The following is a 15,140-nucleotide window of genomic DNA, read 5'->3' on the forward strand; positions in this document are numbered from 1 at the left end:
TATGAACGATCAACTATCCAACAGAATTAACAGTTTACCAGTTTCGGAAACTTTAGCAATGGCTGCTAAAGCAAGAGAATTAAAAGAACAAGGAAAAAATATTATTAGTTTAAGTTTAGGTGAGCCCGACTTTAATACTCCTGATTTTATTAAAGAAGCTGCAATACAAGCCATTCATGATAATTACAGCACCTATAGCCCAGTTGATGGTTATTTAGATTTAAAGCAAGCTATTTGCAGAAAATTTAAACGTGATAATAACTTAGAATACAAACCAAGTCAAATTGTAGTTTCTACAGGAGCAAAACAATCTATTGCAAACATAGCAATGGTATTATTAAATCCAGGTGATGAAGTTTTATTACCAGCACCATATTGGGTAAGTTATTCTGCAATATCAACTTTAGCAGAAGCAACCTTCAAAGAAATTCCATCTACCGTTGAGCAAGATTTTAAAATTACTCCTGCACAATTAGAAGCTGCAATTACACCTAAAACAAAAATGATTTTCTTTAACTCGCCAAACAACCCAAGTGGAACTGTTTATTCTGAAGCTGAATACAGAGCTTTGGCCGCAGTAATTGAAAAATACCCGAATATTTATATCATGTCCGATGAAATTTATGAGCACATAAATTACGGAGAACCAATGTTTAGTTTTGCTTCTATTGAAAGTATGTACGATAGAACAATTACTGTAAACGGAGTAGCAAAAGCATTTGCTATGACAGGTTGGAGAATTGGATATATTGGAGCGCCAGAATGGATTGCAAAAGCTTGTAACAAATTACAAGGACAAATTACATCTGGAGCAAATTCAATTGCACAACGTGCTACAATTGCTGCATTAGATGCTCCAGTTTCTAAAATTCAATATATGGTTGATGAGTTTAAAAAACGTAGAGATATTGTTTTAGAATTGTTAGCCGAAATTGATGGCGTAAAATGTAATACTCCTGGTGGAGCTTTTTATGTGTTTCCAGATGTTTCTGCATTTTTTGGTAAAACCATTAAAGGTTATAAAATTGAAAATGCAGGTGATTTTTCTATGTTTTTATTAGAAGTTGCCAATATTGCAACGGTAACCGGTGATGCTTTTGGAGCGCCAACTTGTTTAAGAATATCGTACGCAGCTTCCGAAAAACAATTACGTGAAGCAATGAAAAGATTTAAAGAAGCAGTTAGCTAATTTTAATTTTTCAAAAACTTAAAAAAACCGAAACTAATGTTTCGGTTTTTTTGTTTAATATACTATTTACAATATATTTTAGAATATTATTTTTTAGGCTCTTTTCTTCTCTTTCTTGGTAATACCTCTTCAGGGAACGGAAACAGTATTGTTGAATTTTTTTCAGAAGCTATATTTGCTAAGGTTTGATACAATCTTAATTTAATTGCCGATGGAGATTGATCAATTAATTTACCTGCTTCTAATAGTTTTCCTGCAGCTTGTTCTTCGGCTTGAGCTAAAATAATTCGTGCTCTTCTTGAACGTTCCGCTTCTGCCTGATTTGCCATCATTCGTCTCATATTTTCTGGTAATTGAATATCTTTAATTTTTACATCAATAATATCAATTCCCCAATCTTTTGTTTCATGTTCAACAATAGATTTTATGTTTTTACCCATTTCCTCTCGCTTAGACAAAATGGTATCTAACTCAACTTTACCACAAACATCTCTTAATGCTGCCTGCGCTAATTGAGATATAGCAAAATTGTATTCTTCCACTTCTAAAACAGCTTTTTCAGGGTTACTAACTTTAAAAAAAACCACTCCGTCAATACTACACGGAACGTTATCTTCTGTCATAACTTCCTGAGAAATTATATTAATTGTAATTACCCTAATATCCACTATTTGAATGGTTTCAACTACAGGAATTACCCACCTAAACCCTGGCTGAAGTGTTTTAACATATTTACCAAATCTAAATTTTAATGCACGCTTATATTCGAAAATAATACGTATACCACTTAGTAAAAACAATACAATTAATCCTGTAAATAATAATGTTGGGTTCATAAGAAATCTTTTAAGTTAATAAAGTGGGGCGTGTGTAAAATTTTCGTAAAAAATGAAAATAACAATTAAGAAAATTTACTTTTCAAAGTAATTTGCTTTGCCTAATAAGAAAGTTTCTATGCTTTTTAAAAGGCTATATGATTCCTCTTAAATTTACAACATTTCTAAATGAAATCAAAAAAAGTTTATTTGAATTTTAATAACTGTTATTACTAAATTAAATTGGTAACTTCTTTAATTAAGCTATTGCCAATTAATTAGCAGTTGCGCTTTTTTATGATTACTTTTTAGTTAAATCTAAATCGTAACTAAGGGTTACATGTAAAATATCATTAGACACAAATTTTGTTGCGTTCGATTTGTAGTAATACCTTCCATAACCAGCCCAAATTTTAGAATTCTCAGCTAATTGATAACCCAACAATGCAGCAAAATTATTTTGATCAAAATCAGGTTCGGTTAAACCCGTTTCAAATCTAATTCGGGTTTCATTAGAGAGCCTTCCGTAAATAACTTTATCGTTTTTTAATTTCAGTAAATTGGTGGTTATTTCTATTCGGTATCTAATTCTTTGTGAATAAGAAACTCCATCAATTGCATATTCATCATCAGAAATTAGAACAACATCATCTTTAAAACGTTGTTCAAAAACAAATCGTTGGTTTAATTTTGCACTTCCAATAGCTGAATTTACTATTAAGTTTTGCCAAATTCTGTTTTCATATTTTTTTATTGGTGAATGTAATTGACCATTTGGATAAAAAGTATATCGTAAATATCCAGCTCCAACGCTCACATGGTTATTTAATTTATAACTAACACCTGGTTGTAAAATAAAGGCTTGTTTTTTCTGTAAAAAATCAACCGTTCGCAATTGCGTACTATTGGTAATAGAAAACTTATCAGATAGTTTAAAGTTGTTAGTTAGCGTTAACCAAGAACCTTTATCTTTTAAAACAGTTGTTTGTGCGTTTAAACCAGCAATACTAATAAAAATTAAAAATTTTAACCAGATAGTTTTCATACAATTAAAAGTGTTTTTTCAGCTAGTAAATATATTATTTTAACATAGGATTAAGACTTGTTAAACAAATATTTTGATTTAAAATTGGTATATTTAAGATTATTAATCAAAAAAATAAATAGTTATGGCAGTAATGAAAGTAATTGAAGTAATGGCAAGTTCAACAGTAAGTTGGGAAGAAGCCACAAAAAATGCAGTAGAACACGCATCTAAAAGTGTTAAGCACATAAAATCTGCATTTGTACAATCGCAAAGTGTGGTTATTAATGATAACGAAGTTTCCGAATTTCGTGTGAATGTTAAAATTACATTTGAAGTTAAATAAACAACATATTTAATACTATTTAAAAGCGCTTTTAAAAAAGCGCTTTTCTTTTTTGTAATTTTACTTAAATACTACTATTAATAAATAAGCTTTTTATTGTATTAATTTAAGTTCACTAATTAGCTTTAAAAATCAAACCAAAAAACCAATGAACAAACATAAATTTACCAATAGTTTAATAAATGAAACTAGTCCTTATTTATTACAACACGCTCATAATCCGGTAAACTGGTATGCTTGGAATAATGAAACTTTAGAATTGGCAAAAAAAGAAAATAAATTAATTCTAATTTCAATAGGATATTCATCGTGCCATTGGTGCCACGTTATGGAACACGAAAGTTTTGAAAATGAAGAAGTTGCTGCGGTTATGAATGCCAACTACATGAATATAAAAGTAGATAGAGAAGAACGTCCAGATATAGATCAAATTTATATGAATTCCGTACAATTAATGACTGGCAGCGGTGGTTGGCCACTAAACTGTGTTGCGTTGCCCGATGGAAGACCTGTTTGGGGAGGAACCTATTTCCAAAAAGAAAACTGGATAAATGCTCTAACTCAAATTAGTGAAATGTATGCTAAAAAACCGAACGATGTTATTAATTATGCGGTAAAATTAACGGAAGGCATAAAAAATTCCGATTTGATAACTTTAAACAATAATGAATTTGAATTTTCGGCATTAAACCTTCAACAAATTACCGATAAATGGCAATTGTATATGGATTTTGACTTAGGAGGACGAACTGGAGCTCCAAAATTTCCAATGCCAAATAACTATCAATTTTTATTGAGATATGGAACACAAGCCAATAACAATTCTATTTTAGAGTACGCAAATACAACGCTCACAAATATGGCGTATGGCGGAATTTACGACCAAATTGGTGGCGGTTTTTCTCGTTATTCGGTAGATAAAAAATGGCACGTTCCTCACTTCGAAAAAATGCTATATGATAATGGTCAATTAGTAAGCTTATATTCAGAAGCCTACCAAGCAACTAAAAATGAGTTATATAAAAACATTGTTTACCAAACACTGGAATTTATAGAGCGTGAATTAACAAACCAAGAAGGTGCTTTTTATTCATCTTTAGATGCTGATAGTATAAATGCAAAAGGAAAATTAGAAGAAGGTGCGTATTATGTTTGGACAATTAGTGAGCTAAAAGCTATTTTAGGAAACGATTTTAACCAGTTTTCTGAATTTTATAATGTGAATTATTACGGATTTTGGGAACATGATAATTATGTGCTTATTAGAAAGAAATCGGATAAGGAAATTTCGGAAAATTATAATATTTCAGAAAAAGAATTGACCGAAAAAGTAAAATACTGGCAGAAAACTTTATTAAAAGAACGCAATAAAAGGGAAACACCAAGATTGGATGATAAATCTTTAACTTCTTGGAACGCCTTAATGTTAAAAGGATATATAGATGCTTATAAGGTTTTTAACGAACCTCATTTTTTAGAAATTGCTATTAAAAATGCAACTTTTATATTGGCTAAACAACTACAAGAAAACGGAAACTTACACCATTCTTACAAAAATGGCAAAAGTACTATCAACGGATATTTAGAAGATTATGCAACTGTAATTGACGCTTTTATAGCTTTATATGAAGTTACCTTAAATGAAAAATGGTTGGTAAACGCAAAACAATTAACAGATTACACATTTGATCACTTTTTTGATTCCGAAACTTCTATGTTTTATTTTACTTCTGATGAAGATTCTAATTTAATTACTAGAAAAATGGAAATTGAAGACAATGTAATTCCTGCTTCAAACTCTATTATGGCTAAAAACCTATTTTTACTTAGTCATTTTTACACTAACGGTTACTATTTAAAAGTAAGTAAACAAATGCTTCAAAATGTAAAAGACAGAGCAGAAAAATATGGTTCTGGTGCTTCTAATTGGTTACAATTGGGTTGCAATTTTGCAGGTAATTTTTACGAAATAGCAATTTTAGGAAAAGATGCTTTAGCAAAAGCACTTGAAATTCATAAAAATTATATTCCAAATAAATTAATTTCAGGAAGTGTTTTAAAAAGTAATTTACCACTTTTAGAAGGCAGATTTACAGAAAAAGAAACCTATATTTATGTTTGTGTTAATAACGCTTGTAAACTTCCAGAAAAGGAAACTGAAAAAGCATTAGCTCAATTAAAAATAACGTTTTAATATGAAATATTTACAAATTTTCTTTGTGGCATTAGTAGCTTTTGAACACATTTACTTTATGATTTTAGAGCTATTTTTTTGGGACAAACCAAGAGGATTAAAAGCTTTTGGAATGAAATTAGAAGAAGCTAAAATAACAAAAACCTTAGCTAAAAATCAAGGTTTATATAATGGCTTTTTAGCAGCCGGATTAATTTGGGCATTAGTACATAAAACTAATTTTGAAGAATTAGCTGCTTTTTTCCTAATTTGTGTGACCTTGGCCGGAATTTATGGGTCGTACACAACAAAGAACATAAAGATTTTTTATGTACAGGCAATACCAGCAATACTAGGAATATTAACTTTAATTTTATAAATAAATAACTATGGATTATCAAAAATATGCTAATTTGGCATTAACATTTATCGGAAAATATGCAGTAAATGTTGTTGTTGCAATTTTAATTTTATTAATTGGATTGTGGCTTATTAAAAAACTTGTGAAAGTTTCCAAAAAAATAATGGAAAAACAAGGAATTGACATAACGCTACAAAAATTTTTAGGAGATTTATTAGGTTGGGCTTTAAAAATATTGGTGTTTATAACTGCAATTTCTCAAGTAGGTGTAGAAACCACATCATTTATTGCCATTTTAGGAGCCGCAGGTTTAGCTGTTGGTTTGGCATTACAGGGTTCATTAGCAAATTTTGCTGGTGGTGCTTTAATTATGATTTTTAAACCATTTAAAGTAGGTGATTTAATTGAAGCTCAAGGTGAAATTGGTACAGTAAAAGAAATTCAAATTTTTGTAACAAAATTAATTACTCCAGGAAATAAATTAGCAATTATTCCAAACGGAACATTATCTAACGGAAACATTAAAAACTATACTGAGGAAGGAAAATTACGTGTGGATTTAACTTTTGGAATTGGATATGGTGAAGACATTAAAAAAGCGAAGGACGTTTTTATGAATGTTTTAAATAGCAATCCAAATGTATTAAAAGATCCAGCTCCTACAGTTAATGTGTCTGCTTTAGCCGATAGCTCTGTAAACTTTGCAGTTAGACCTTGGGCTACTCCAGAAAATTACTGGACTGTTTACTTTGCAATAACTGAAGAAGTTAAATTAGCCTTAGATAAAGAAGGAATTGAAATTCCATATCCTCATATGGTTGAAATTAAAAAGTAAAAGTTTTATGTATTTCAACAAAAAACTTACAAAAAGAATGCTTTATTATTTAAATAGATTACTAAATATTTTATAATGCTAAAATTTATAAAAAACTGTATGTTATTCAGTATTACTGTTATTGGTGTTTCTTGTTACAGTCAAACCACAGAGAGTGATCAAATGCTTAAAAATTCCGTAACAATAACATCGTTTGATTATGGTGATAAAGGATTAGTAGGAAGTAGCTACATTAATGATGCCTTTTTACCTGCTAAACTTTCAGATAATAACGAAACATATTTCCTTCGATATAATGCCTATAAAGATGAAATGGAAGGTAAAAAAAATAATAATTTTTATCGTTTAATTAAAAAATTAGATTACACAATTTCATTTAAAGCAATAGACAAAACATACAAAGTATTAAATTATGAAGATGATAATAAAAACATTCTAGGTTTTTTTGTTGTTTTATTTAACGGTGATAAAATATCCTTATTAGCTAAAGAAAGAATTAAATTTTTTGAAGAAGTTAAAGCTAAAACAGGTTATGACAAATATCAACCTCCAACCTTAAAACAATTAAAAGATAAGTTGTATATAAGTTACAATAACAAAGAAGCAAGCGAGTTGCCAGACAGAAAAAATGATATTTTAAATTTATTTTCTAGTAAAGCCGTTGAAGTTGAAAAGTATGCAAAAAAGAATAAATTAAAATTAAAAAGTACTGATGATTTAATTCAGCTTTTTAAATATTACAACGCTTTAAATTAATTTACTTTTTAGAAGTAGTTACAACAAAATCTTTTAAATAAAAAGGCTCAAAATAGGCGACATTTTCAATGTCGCTTTTTTTGTACTTTTCAAAAGATAGTAAAGCCATATCTTGCGCAGATGGAAATTTATTATCTATAAAATACGCATTTTTATGCGCTAAAATATCTTTACATTTATCTGCTCCATCTCCAAAAAAGTAAACATTATTCTTATCTAAAAATTCTTTAAAAGAATCTTCATTAATAATAGTGGCAGATACATCCTCCTTTAAAGTATTATTTGCGTCAAAAACAGCAGCATACACTTCCATTCTTCTGGCATCTAACATAGGAATTTTAAATCCGTCTGAAATTGAAACAGAATGCGCCAATGATGTTAGAGTATTTACGGATATCAATGGAATATCTAATGCAAAACAAAGCCCTTTAGCAGCTGAAACACCAATTCTTAGTCCAGTATAAGAACCCGGACCTTTGCTAACCGCTACAGCTATTAACTCTGAAAAAGAAATATTAGCTATGTTAATAACCTCAGAAATAAACTCATGTAATTTTTCAGCATGTGAAAAACCTCCTTCATTTAATTCTTTTAAAGCTACAATTTCTCCATCTTTTGCTAAACTAACCGAACAATTTTTTGTAGCCGTTTCAATATTTAAAATATATGCCAAAATGTTTTCTCTTTTAAAAGGCAAATATACTTAATTAGTTGTGTATAAAACAAAACATCCAACTTTATAGGTTGGATGTTTAAATAACTAGTTGTTAAAATCTTAATCTATAATTATTGATTCGCCGTAATAGAACTTTAATACCTTGGTTTTAAAAATATAATCGTATTTAGCTCTAATAATAGCACCTTCTGCATTTACTAATCGATTACGAACTAAGTCAAAATCAAATTGTGTCATGGCGCCAACATTATAACTTTCTTGTGCATTTTTAAATGCTTCTTCTTGAGCTACTAATGATTTCTCTGCAGATTCATAAGATTTTGCAGCAGCCTTTGCATCATAAAACGCCTTTTGAATAGTTTGTTGTAATTGTAATTTTTCACTTTCTAATCCATAAGTAGAAATCTCATAGTTAATTTTTTGTGTATTAACATACGATTTGGTTTGATTTCTGTTGAAAATAGGAACCGTTACACTAAAACTTAAACCATAACCCAAATTATCATCAAGTTGAGTAAAGTATGGAATGTTTGAGTTGTTTTTTAAATTAAATCCATAACCAGTTCCAACATTAGCACCTAAACTTACTGTAGGTAAAAATGAAGCTTTTGCTATTTCAACCGATAAATCTGCTGTCTCAATATCTAATTCAGCTTTTTTAATTTCTGGTCTGTTAGCCAATGCTTTTTGATATACATCTTCTGGATTATTATAAAGCATTGCTATTGAAGGTGAAGCTACTTCTATTGTTTCAATATCAAATCCAACAGGGCTAATTTGTAATAATTGAGCTAAATCTAACAAAGCTAAATTTAACGTATTTTCATAAGCTATAACTGCTTGTTCATCTGCAGCTGCTGTAGATTGTGCATTTAATAAATCTCCTTTTGGTTTTACTCCAGCTTCAAACTTTGCTTTTATATTTTCAATTTGTTTGGTGCTAATTTCAAATTGAACTTTAGCAACATTTAAATTTTCTTTTGCAAATAAAACATTCAAATATGTGTTTACAACATATAATGAAATATCATCCTGCATTTTTTCTAATTCAAGTTTACTAGCTTCCACTCCTATTTGCGCCTGCTTGTATGTGTTTAAATTACTATAACCATTAAACACTGTAATGCTAGAATTAATTCCAAATGTACCACCAAAAGTACTTGTTGAAACTCTATCTTGCGACACAGGATCAAAACCCGAACCAAAATTTAAATTTCCGCTAGAAGAACCATATAAACTTGGTAAAAAATTTCCTTTAGCGTAATTTAAACTTTCCTTGCTGCTATCAACACTTAATTTGGTTTGCTTTATATTAATATTATTCTCTACCGCGTAGTTAACGCACTCTTGTAATGTCCATTTTTTGTCTTGCCCATGTATGCTTACAAATAACATAATGGCTAAAAGACTAAGAATTTTTGTTCTCATTAATTAGTTGAGTTTTGGTTAATTTATTTGTTAACAATACCTATAATTTTGATGCTTTTTTTTACTAAAACTAAAAAAACAACAAACTTTTATAAGGTATAATTTGCTATATGACGATTAAAAATATTATTTGTTACACCTTTATCCTCTTATAGAAATGTTAAATTTTCTTTTTTCGTTTACTCTTAATAATGAAATACAACAAAGCCCCAACTAAAAGATAGGGGAAAATCATTAAATATAAAATACCCGAATTTAACCCTTCTGCCTGAGAAACCTCACCACTTTCAACAACTGCTTTGCACATTGCACATTGTGCATTTGTTATTTGAAAAACAAATATTAATGCTATTAAAAGTGTTAGTTTTTTCATTATAAATAATAAGGTGAGATCATTAAATATACAACAACTCCAGTAATTGTAACATATAACCAAAGCGGAAATGTATATTTTGCTATTTTTTTATGCAACTCTATATTGTTTGTAATAGCTCTAACAAATGTAATTAACACAAAAGGAATTACTAATATTGATAATAAAATGTGTGAAATTAAAATTACAAAATAAAGCGTTTTTAAACCTCCTTCTCCGCCATATTTTGTAGATTCTGATGTCATATGATAGGCAACATACATTACTAAAAAAAGTACTGAAAATGCAATAGCTGTTTTCATAAGTTTTTCGTGTAATTGTACTTTTTTATTTTTAACTGCCCAAACAGCTGCAATTAATAATATTGAAGTTAATCCGTTAATAGTTGCATAAATTGGTGGTAAAAAAACAGGTAATTCAACATCTATTTTAACACCAAATAAAATAGCCACAACTACAGGTATTGCAATTGATAGGGTTACAATCCATTTATTATATTTTGTATTATTTATTTCCATTATTCTTTTAAAAGTATTTTAATATCCTCTTTAATCATTTGTACTCCTTTTGGATCTAATCCTTCATAAAAAGCGATAGGATTTCCATGTTCATCTAATCTAGATCTTATATTTCCTTGTTTATCAACCAAGGCAAACATACCTGAATGTTCAAAACCACCTTCGGCATCACTATTTTCACCAGCATATAATGTAAATCCTTTATTTGCTAATTCATATATTTTTTCTTGATCACCAGTTAAAAAATTCCAAGTTTTTAAAGTTGCACCGTGATTTTTGGCATATTCTTTTAATATTTCTGGTGTATCGTATTTTGGATTTATACTAAATGATGCAATTCCGAAATCTAAATTTCCATAAAACTCATTCTGAATTTTTACCATATTTTCATTCATTCTAGGGCAAATAGTTGGGCACGTTGTAAAAAAGAATTCTACTACATACACTTTATTATTATAAAATGAATTTGAAATTAATTGTCCATCTTGATTTGTAAATTCAAAGTTTGGAACTTTGGCAATAGTTATTAAAGTTGGTGTTTTAAATTTATTTACAATTTTTGGCACTGCATAAATCCCAAAAATCAAAACAATAAAGGCAATTCCTACGTATGAATATTTTTTCATAATTATTAGATTTCTCTTTTTCTACGTTGTTCTTTTTCCGCAGATTTTTTTAGCTGATAATAAATAATAGCAATATCATCTTTCATTTTATTTTTTAAAACTGAAATAGATTTCATATTATAACCATATAATTTACCATCTTTTGTGTCTTCATCATCCTTTCTGCCTCTTAAACGCAATTCCATATCAATTATATATGCGTTTTCAGAATATAAATTTTCGTTTAATTTATAAGGTGTTTTAAAGCTACTAAATAACGTTTCAATATTTGATGCACTTGTATATACAAAATGCCATTTACTTATATCTGTAAAAGCCGAAAGTTCTTCTATAGCCTCTGTGTATAATGGTTCAGATCCTTCTGGCAGTATAGCAATCACCTGAAAATATGGTTTTTGGTAATAACGCTTATAAATAGTTTGATTTAGGTTAAATAAACTGCCTTTTGCTGTACTGCTGTCATTTCCTAAAAAACAAACAATTGATAAATGATTTTCAAAGGTTATTTTATTTGAATTGTCAAGCCCCTGAACATCAATTACGTTCTCTGTTAAAATTGGAAGATTTGAATATTTATAAATTCCTTTTGATAAAAAAATATAAAAAACCAATGGCAAAATAAACAGACTAAAAAGCACCCAGAATTTTTTCATATCACAAAGTTAAAATAAAAAAAGGTGGCTAAAAACCACCTTCATTAAAATATTTTTTAATTTTTTAATAATTCCATTTTACCAAAGGTGATAAAACATCGTTTATATAACTGCCTTCAATTAATAATAAGGTTGCTAAATAAATAATTAAGAAAACTGCTGTCCAAACAACAGACCTTCTTAAACTTTTAGATTCATCTTTCATATGCATAAAGAACCATGTAATGTAATATGCTTTTATGATAGTTAAAACTAAAAATATTATATTTAACGGACTTGTTCCTAAAAAAGTTGTTAAGTGTAATGCATCTGGCTTAATAATACCTAAAATTACTTCAACTATTGTAATTACTGAAAGAATACCAAATACTTTCCAAATTAAACCAGTGTGCGATGTATGTTCTTGTGCTTGTGCTGCCATTTTAAATCTTTTTAATAAATTAAACTAAGTAGAAGAATGTAAATACAAATACCCAAACTAAATCAACAAAGTGCCAGTACAAACCTACTTTTTCAACCATTTCATAATGTCCTCTTTTTTCGTAAGTACCTAAAATAACATTAAAGAAAATAATAATATTAATAATTACTCCTGATAATACGTGGAAACCGTGAAATCCAGTAATAAAGAAAAAGAAATCAGCAAACAAAGGTTTTCCATATTCATTTACTTGCAAATTAGCACCTTTTACAACTGCTTTTGTTTCGTTTAAATAGTTCATTGCTTCAGCCCGCGGAACAATAGTTTTTGTTTTTGTTGCTGGATCAATTTTTTCTAATCTAATAGAAATATCTGGATTTGCTTTAAAACCAGCCAATACTTCTTCTACAGAAAACGGTGGTAATGAGCTTTCACTCATAAACCAAACTCCCTTATCTCTAGTTAATTGTGTTCTTTCTGAATGTGATGAAACTGCAAACTTCTCTAATTCTATTTGATGACCTGATGCATCTACAAATTGTACAATTTTACCATCATTTAACTGAACAGCTCCGTAAGAACCTCCAATAAAATTTTTCCATTCCCATGCCTGTGACCCTAAGAAAATTAAACCTCCAATTATAGTAAGTAACATATAAAAAGAAACTTTTCCTTTTTTCATTTGATGACCAGCATCAACGGCTAACACCATTGTTACAGATGAAAATATTAAAATAAAAGTCATTAATGCCACATAGTACATTGGCGCATGCAGTCCGTGTAAAAATGGAAAGTGAGTAAAAACTTCATCGGCAATTGGCCAAGATTCAATAAATTTAAAGCGCATTAAACCATATGCGCCTAAAAAGCCAGAAAAAGTAAGTGCATCTGATAAAATGAAGAACCACATCATCATTTTACCATAACTTGCCCCTAAAGGTTTATTGTTTCCACCACCCCATGAAGTACCCGAGGAATCAGTAGCAATAGTTGCTTCCATATCAGTTTGTTTTTGATTTTTAGTTATAGTTGCCTCAAAAATACATTATTTTTTTTATCTAATGAAATAGAAAAATAAAAACAAGTAAATCCATAGAATATCAACAAAATGCCAAAAAATAGCTCCTAATTCTAAACCTAAGGTTTCTTTTGATGAATATTTTTTATTAAAATGGTTAAATACCACCACTAACAGAACTATTATACCAGCAACTACATGCACAATATGAGCCAAAGTAATACCGTAGATAAATGAAGATTTTACAGTACTTTGCTCACCTGCAAAAACAAATCCAGCATTAAATAATTGATCAAATCCTTCAAATTGAAAAAAGATAAATCCAGCACCTAGTAATAGTGTTGAAATCAAAAAAAAGGTTGTTAATTTACGATTGTCTTTTTTAATAAAAAATTTAGCCAATAAAAATGTAATACTACTTAAAACAATAAGTGCCGTACTTGTATAAAAAGCATCTGGCAAATCAAATGAAACCCAATCACTTCTTTTTCTACTTACCACATATGCACTAGTTAATCCAGCAAACATCATTGTCATACTAATCATAGAAACCCATAACATTGGTTTTGCTGATTTTCTTTTAGCTGTTTTGTATTCTTGTTCTAAAGTTTGTCTCATTTTTTTAATGTAAAAATTTATCTACTACGTAAATTATTTGTACTAATGTAATATATAAAACACTTGAAAGCATTAATTGCCGTGCTTCTTTATTTGTTTGATTTTTATATAGTTTAATTGCGTAATACAACATTGTACTTCCTAAAAGCACCAAAATTACTGCAGTTAAAGGGTAAATATAAAAACTTCCCGTGATTTTTAATACAGGAATAACGGAAACTATAATTAAACATACTGTATAAATTATAATTTGCACAACAGCTTTCTTATTCTTTTGCCCCATTGGCATTAAATTGAAGCCTGCTTTTTTATACTCGTCAAATTGCAACCAAGCAATTGCCCAAAAATGTGGAAATTGCCAAAAGAACTGAATTAAAAACAACATCCCTGGTTCAATAGAAAAATCGTTAGTAGCTGCAACCCATCCCAACATAAATGGTATAGCTCCAGGAATTGCTCCTACAAAAACAGCTAATGGTGTAATTGCTTTTAAAGGCGTGTAAATACTTGTGTATAAAAATATAGAAATGGCTCCAAATAAGGCGCTTTTTGGATTAATACTATACAAAATTGCCAAACCAACAATAGTAAATGAAACCGCAATTACCATTGCCATAGAAACATGCATTCTTCCTGCGGGTAATGGCCTATTTTTAGTGCGTTTCATTAAAGCATCTGTATCTTTTTCAATAATTTGATTAAACGCATTAGATGCTCCAACCATTAAATACCCACCAATGGCTAATAAAATTAATATTGATATTTGAATTTTCTCAACGGCTAATAAATACCCAGCTAAAGATGAAAAAACAACACTTAATGATAAACCAACCTTTGTTAATTGTTTAAAATCATTAAAAACTGCCGAAAAGGTCATTTTTTTGGATATAGAATTTGAAGATAATTGCATTTTTTTTGTTATATTATGTGCAAAGATATTTTTTTATTGCACAATTACAACCTTATAATAAGGCGATTAAAAAAAAATTTGAAATAAAATTAAAAAAAGTCTTTGCTATTAAGAGAATTGTTTTATTTTTGCCATCGCATTTGAGAGATATAAATGCAATGTTCTTTAAAACAATGACTGCGAAAGTAGCTCAGGGGTAGAGCATCACCTTGCCAAGGTGAGGGTCGCGGGTTCAAATCCCGTCTTTCGCTCTACAATATATAAATACCAATGCAGGAGTGGTGGAATTGGTAGACACGCTGGACTTAAAATCCAGTGGGCAGTAATGCTCGTGCGGGTTCAAGTCCCGCCTCTTGTACTAAAAGCTGAAACATAATTGTTTCAGCTTTTTTTGTTTTAA

The 15,140-nt window shown here is 29.3% G+C and carries 18 protein-coding genes and 2 tRNA genes; 8 read left to right on the forward strand and 12 right to left on the reverse strand.

Features of this window, described 5'->3' with window-relative positions:
* Position 1: 1 nt before the first annotated feature.
* Complete coding sequence (locus ABY298_RS05385) at positions 2–1,189, forward strand: pyridoxal phosphate-dependent aminotransferase (protein ID WP_372744987.1); 1,188 nt, start codon at positions 2–4, stop codon at positions 1,187–1,189.
* A gap of 86 nt (positions 1,190–1,275) precedes the next feature.
* On the opposite strand, the gene ABY298_RS05390 is transcribed toward ABY298_RS05385, so the two are convergent.
* Positions 1,276–2,025, reverse strand: a complete 750-nt coding sequence (locus ABY298_RS05390) for a slipin family protein (RefSeq protein WP_372744988.1) — start codon at positions 2,023–2,025, stop codon at positions 1,276–1,278.
* 280 nt (positions 2,026–2,305) lie between these two features.
* Complete coding sequence (locus ABY298_RS05395; RefSeq protein ID WP_372744989.1) at positions 2,306–3,049, reverse strand: DUF2490 domain-containing protein; 744 nt, start codon at positions 3,047–3,049, stop codon at positions 2,306–2,308.
* A gap of 124 nt (positions 3,050–3,173) precedes the next feature.
* Here ABY298_RS05395 and ABY298_RS05400 point away from each other — a divergent pair, with 124 nt between their 5' ends.
* From ABY298_RS05400 to ABY298_RS05420, 5 genes are all read left to right on the forward strand, one after another.
* On the forward strand, positions 3,174–3,374 hold the full coding sequence (locus ABY298_RS05400; RefSeq protein ID WP_372744990.1) for a dodecin family protein: 201 nt from the start codon (positions 3,174–3,176) through the stop codon (positions 3,372–3,374).
* Between the two features lie 148 nt (positions 3,375–3,522).
* Positions 3,523–5,568, forward strand: coding sequence for a thioredoxin domain-containing protein (locus ABY298_RS05405; protein ID WP_372744991.1), 2,046 nt, complete (start codon positions 3,523–3,525; stop codon positions 5,566–5,568).
* A 1-nt stretch (position 5,569) separates the two neighbouring features.
* Entirely contained in the window at positions 5,570–5,926 is a 357-nt protein-coding gene (locus ABY298_RS05410; RefSeq protein WP_372744992.1) for a DUF1304 domain-containing protein, read from the forward strand.
* Positions 5,927–5,936: 10 nt separating this feature from the next.
* Entirely contained in the window at positions 5,937–6,743 is an 807-nt protein-coding gene (locus tag ABY298_RS05415; RefSeq protein ID WP_372744993.1) for a mechanosensitive ion channel family protein, read from the forward strand.
* A 75-nt stretch (positions 6,744–6,818) separates the two neighbouring features.
* Positions 6,819–7,499, forward strand: coding sequence for a hypothetical protein (locus ABY298_RS05420; protein WP_372744994.1), 681 nt, complete (start codon positions 6,819–6,821; stop codon positions 7,497–7,499).
* Between the two features lies 1 nt (position 7,500).
* Here the strand turns inward: ABY298_RS05420 and tsaB are convergent, their stop codons facing one another.
* The 10 genes from tsaB to cyoE all read right to left on the reverse strand — a co-directional run bounded on the left by tsaB (position 7,501) and on the right by cyoE (position 14,740).
* Complete coding sequence (gene tsaB, locus ABY298_RS05425; RefSeq protein ID WP_372744995.1) at positions 7,501–8,172, reverse strand: tRNA (adenosine(37)-N6)-threonylcarbamoyltransferase complex dimerization subunit type 1 TsaB; 672 nt, start codon at positions 8,170–8,172, stop codon at positions 7,501–7,503.
* A gap of 102 nt (positions 8,173–8,274) precedes the next feature.
* Positions 8,275–9,603: a TolC family protein gene (locus ABY298_RS05430; protein ID WP_372744996.1), complete on the reverse strand. Its 1,329-nt coding sequence runs from the start codon at positions 9,601–9,603 to the stop codon at positions 8,275–8,277.
* Positions 9,604–9,763: 160 nt separating this feature from the next.
* On the reverse strand, positions 9,764–9,976 hold the full coding sequence (locus tag ABY298_RS05435) for a hypothetical protein (RefSeq protein ID WP_372744997.1): 213 nt from the start codon (positions 9,974–9,976) through the stop codon (positions 9,764–9,766).
* Positions 9,976–10,494: a DUF420 domain-containing protein gene (locus ABY298_RS05440; protein WP_372744998.1), complete on the reverse strand. Its 519-nt coding sequence runs from the start codon at positions 10,492–10,494 to the stop codon at positions 9,976–9,978. Before ABY298_RS05440 ends, ABY298_RS05435 begins: the two co-directional genes overlap by 1 nt.
* Positions 10,494–11,123, reverse strand: coding sequence for an SCO family protein (locus tag ABY298_RS05445; RefSeq protein WP_372745004.1), 630 nt, complete (start codon positions 11,121–11,123; stop codon positions 10,494–10,496). Before ABY298_RS05445 ends, ABY298_RS05440 begins: the two co-directional genes overlap by 1 nt.
* 2 nt (positions 11,124–11,125) lie before the next feature.
* The gene (locus ABY298_RS05450; RefSeq protein ID WP_372744999.1) at positions 11,126–11,773 is read right to left on the reverse strand and encodes a hypothetical protein; all 648 of its coding nucleotides are present in this window, start codon (positions 11,771–11,773) and stop codon (positions 11,126–11,128) included.
* 64 nt (positions 11,774–11,837) lie between these two features.
* Positions 11,838–12,194: a cytochrome C oxidase subunit IV family protein gene (locus tag ABY298_RS05455; RefSeq protein WP_372745000.1), complete on the reverse strand. Its 357-nt coding sequence runs from the start codon at positions 12,192–12,194 to the stop codon at positions 11,838–11,840.
* 19 nt (positions 12,195–12,213) lie between these two features.
* Entirely contained in the window at positions 12,214–13,194 is a 981-nt protein-coding gene (locus ABY298_RS05460; protein WP_372745001.1) for a cytochrome c oxidase subunit 3, read from the reverse strand.
* Between the two features lie 54 nt (positions 13,195–13,248).
* A complete protein-coding gene (locus ABY298_RS05465; protein ID WP_372745002.1) occupies positions 13,249–13,830 on the reverse strand; it encodes a heme-copper oxidase subunit III in 582 nt (193 codons plus the stop codon).
* A 4-nt stretch (positions 13,831–13,834) separates the two neighbouring features.
* Positions 13,835–14,740, reverse strand: coding sequence for a heme o synthase (cyoE, locus tag ABY298_RS05470; RefSeq protein ID WP_372745003.1), 906 nt, complete (start codon positions 14,738–14,740; stop codon positions 13,835–13,837).
* 179 nt (positions 14,741–14,919) lie between these two features.
* On the opposite strand from cyoE, the gene ABY298_RS05475 reads away from it, so the two are divergent.
* Positions 14,920–14,991: transfer RNA gene (locus tag ABY298_RS05475), tRNA-Gly, on the forward strand.
* A 21-nt stretch (positions 14,992–15,012) separates the two neighbouring features.
* Positions 15,013–15,098, forward strand: a tRNA-Leu gene (locus tag ABY298_RS05480).
* The last annotated feature ends 42 nt before the right edge of the window (positions 15,099–15,140 follow it).

This window comes from Lutibacter sp., assembly GCF_041596795.1.
GTDB lineage: Bacteria > Bacteroidota > Bacteroidia > Flavobacteriales > Flavobacteriaceae > Lutibacter.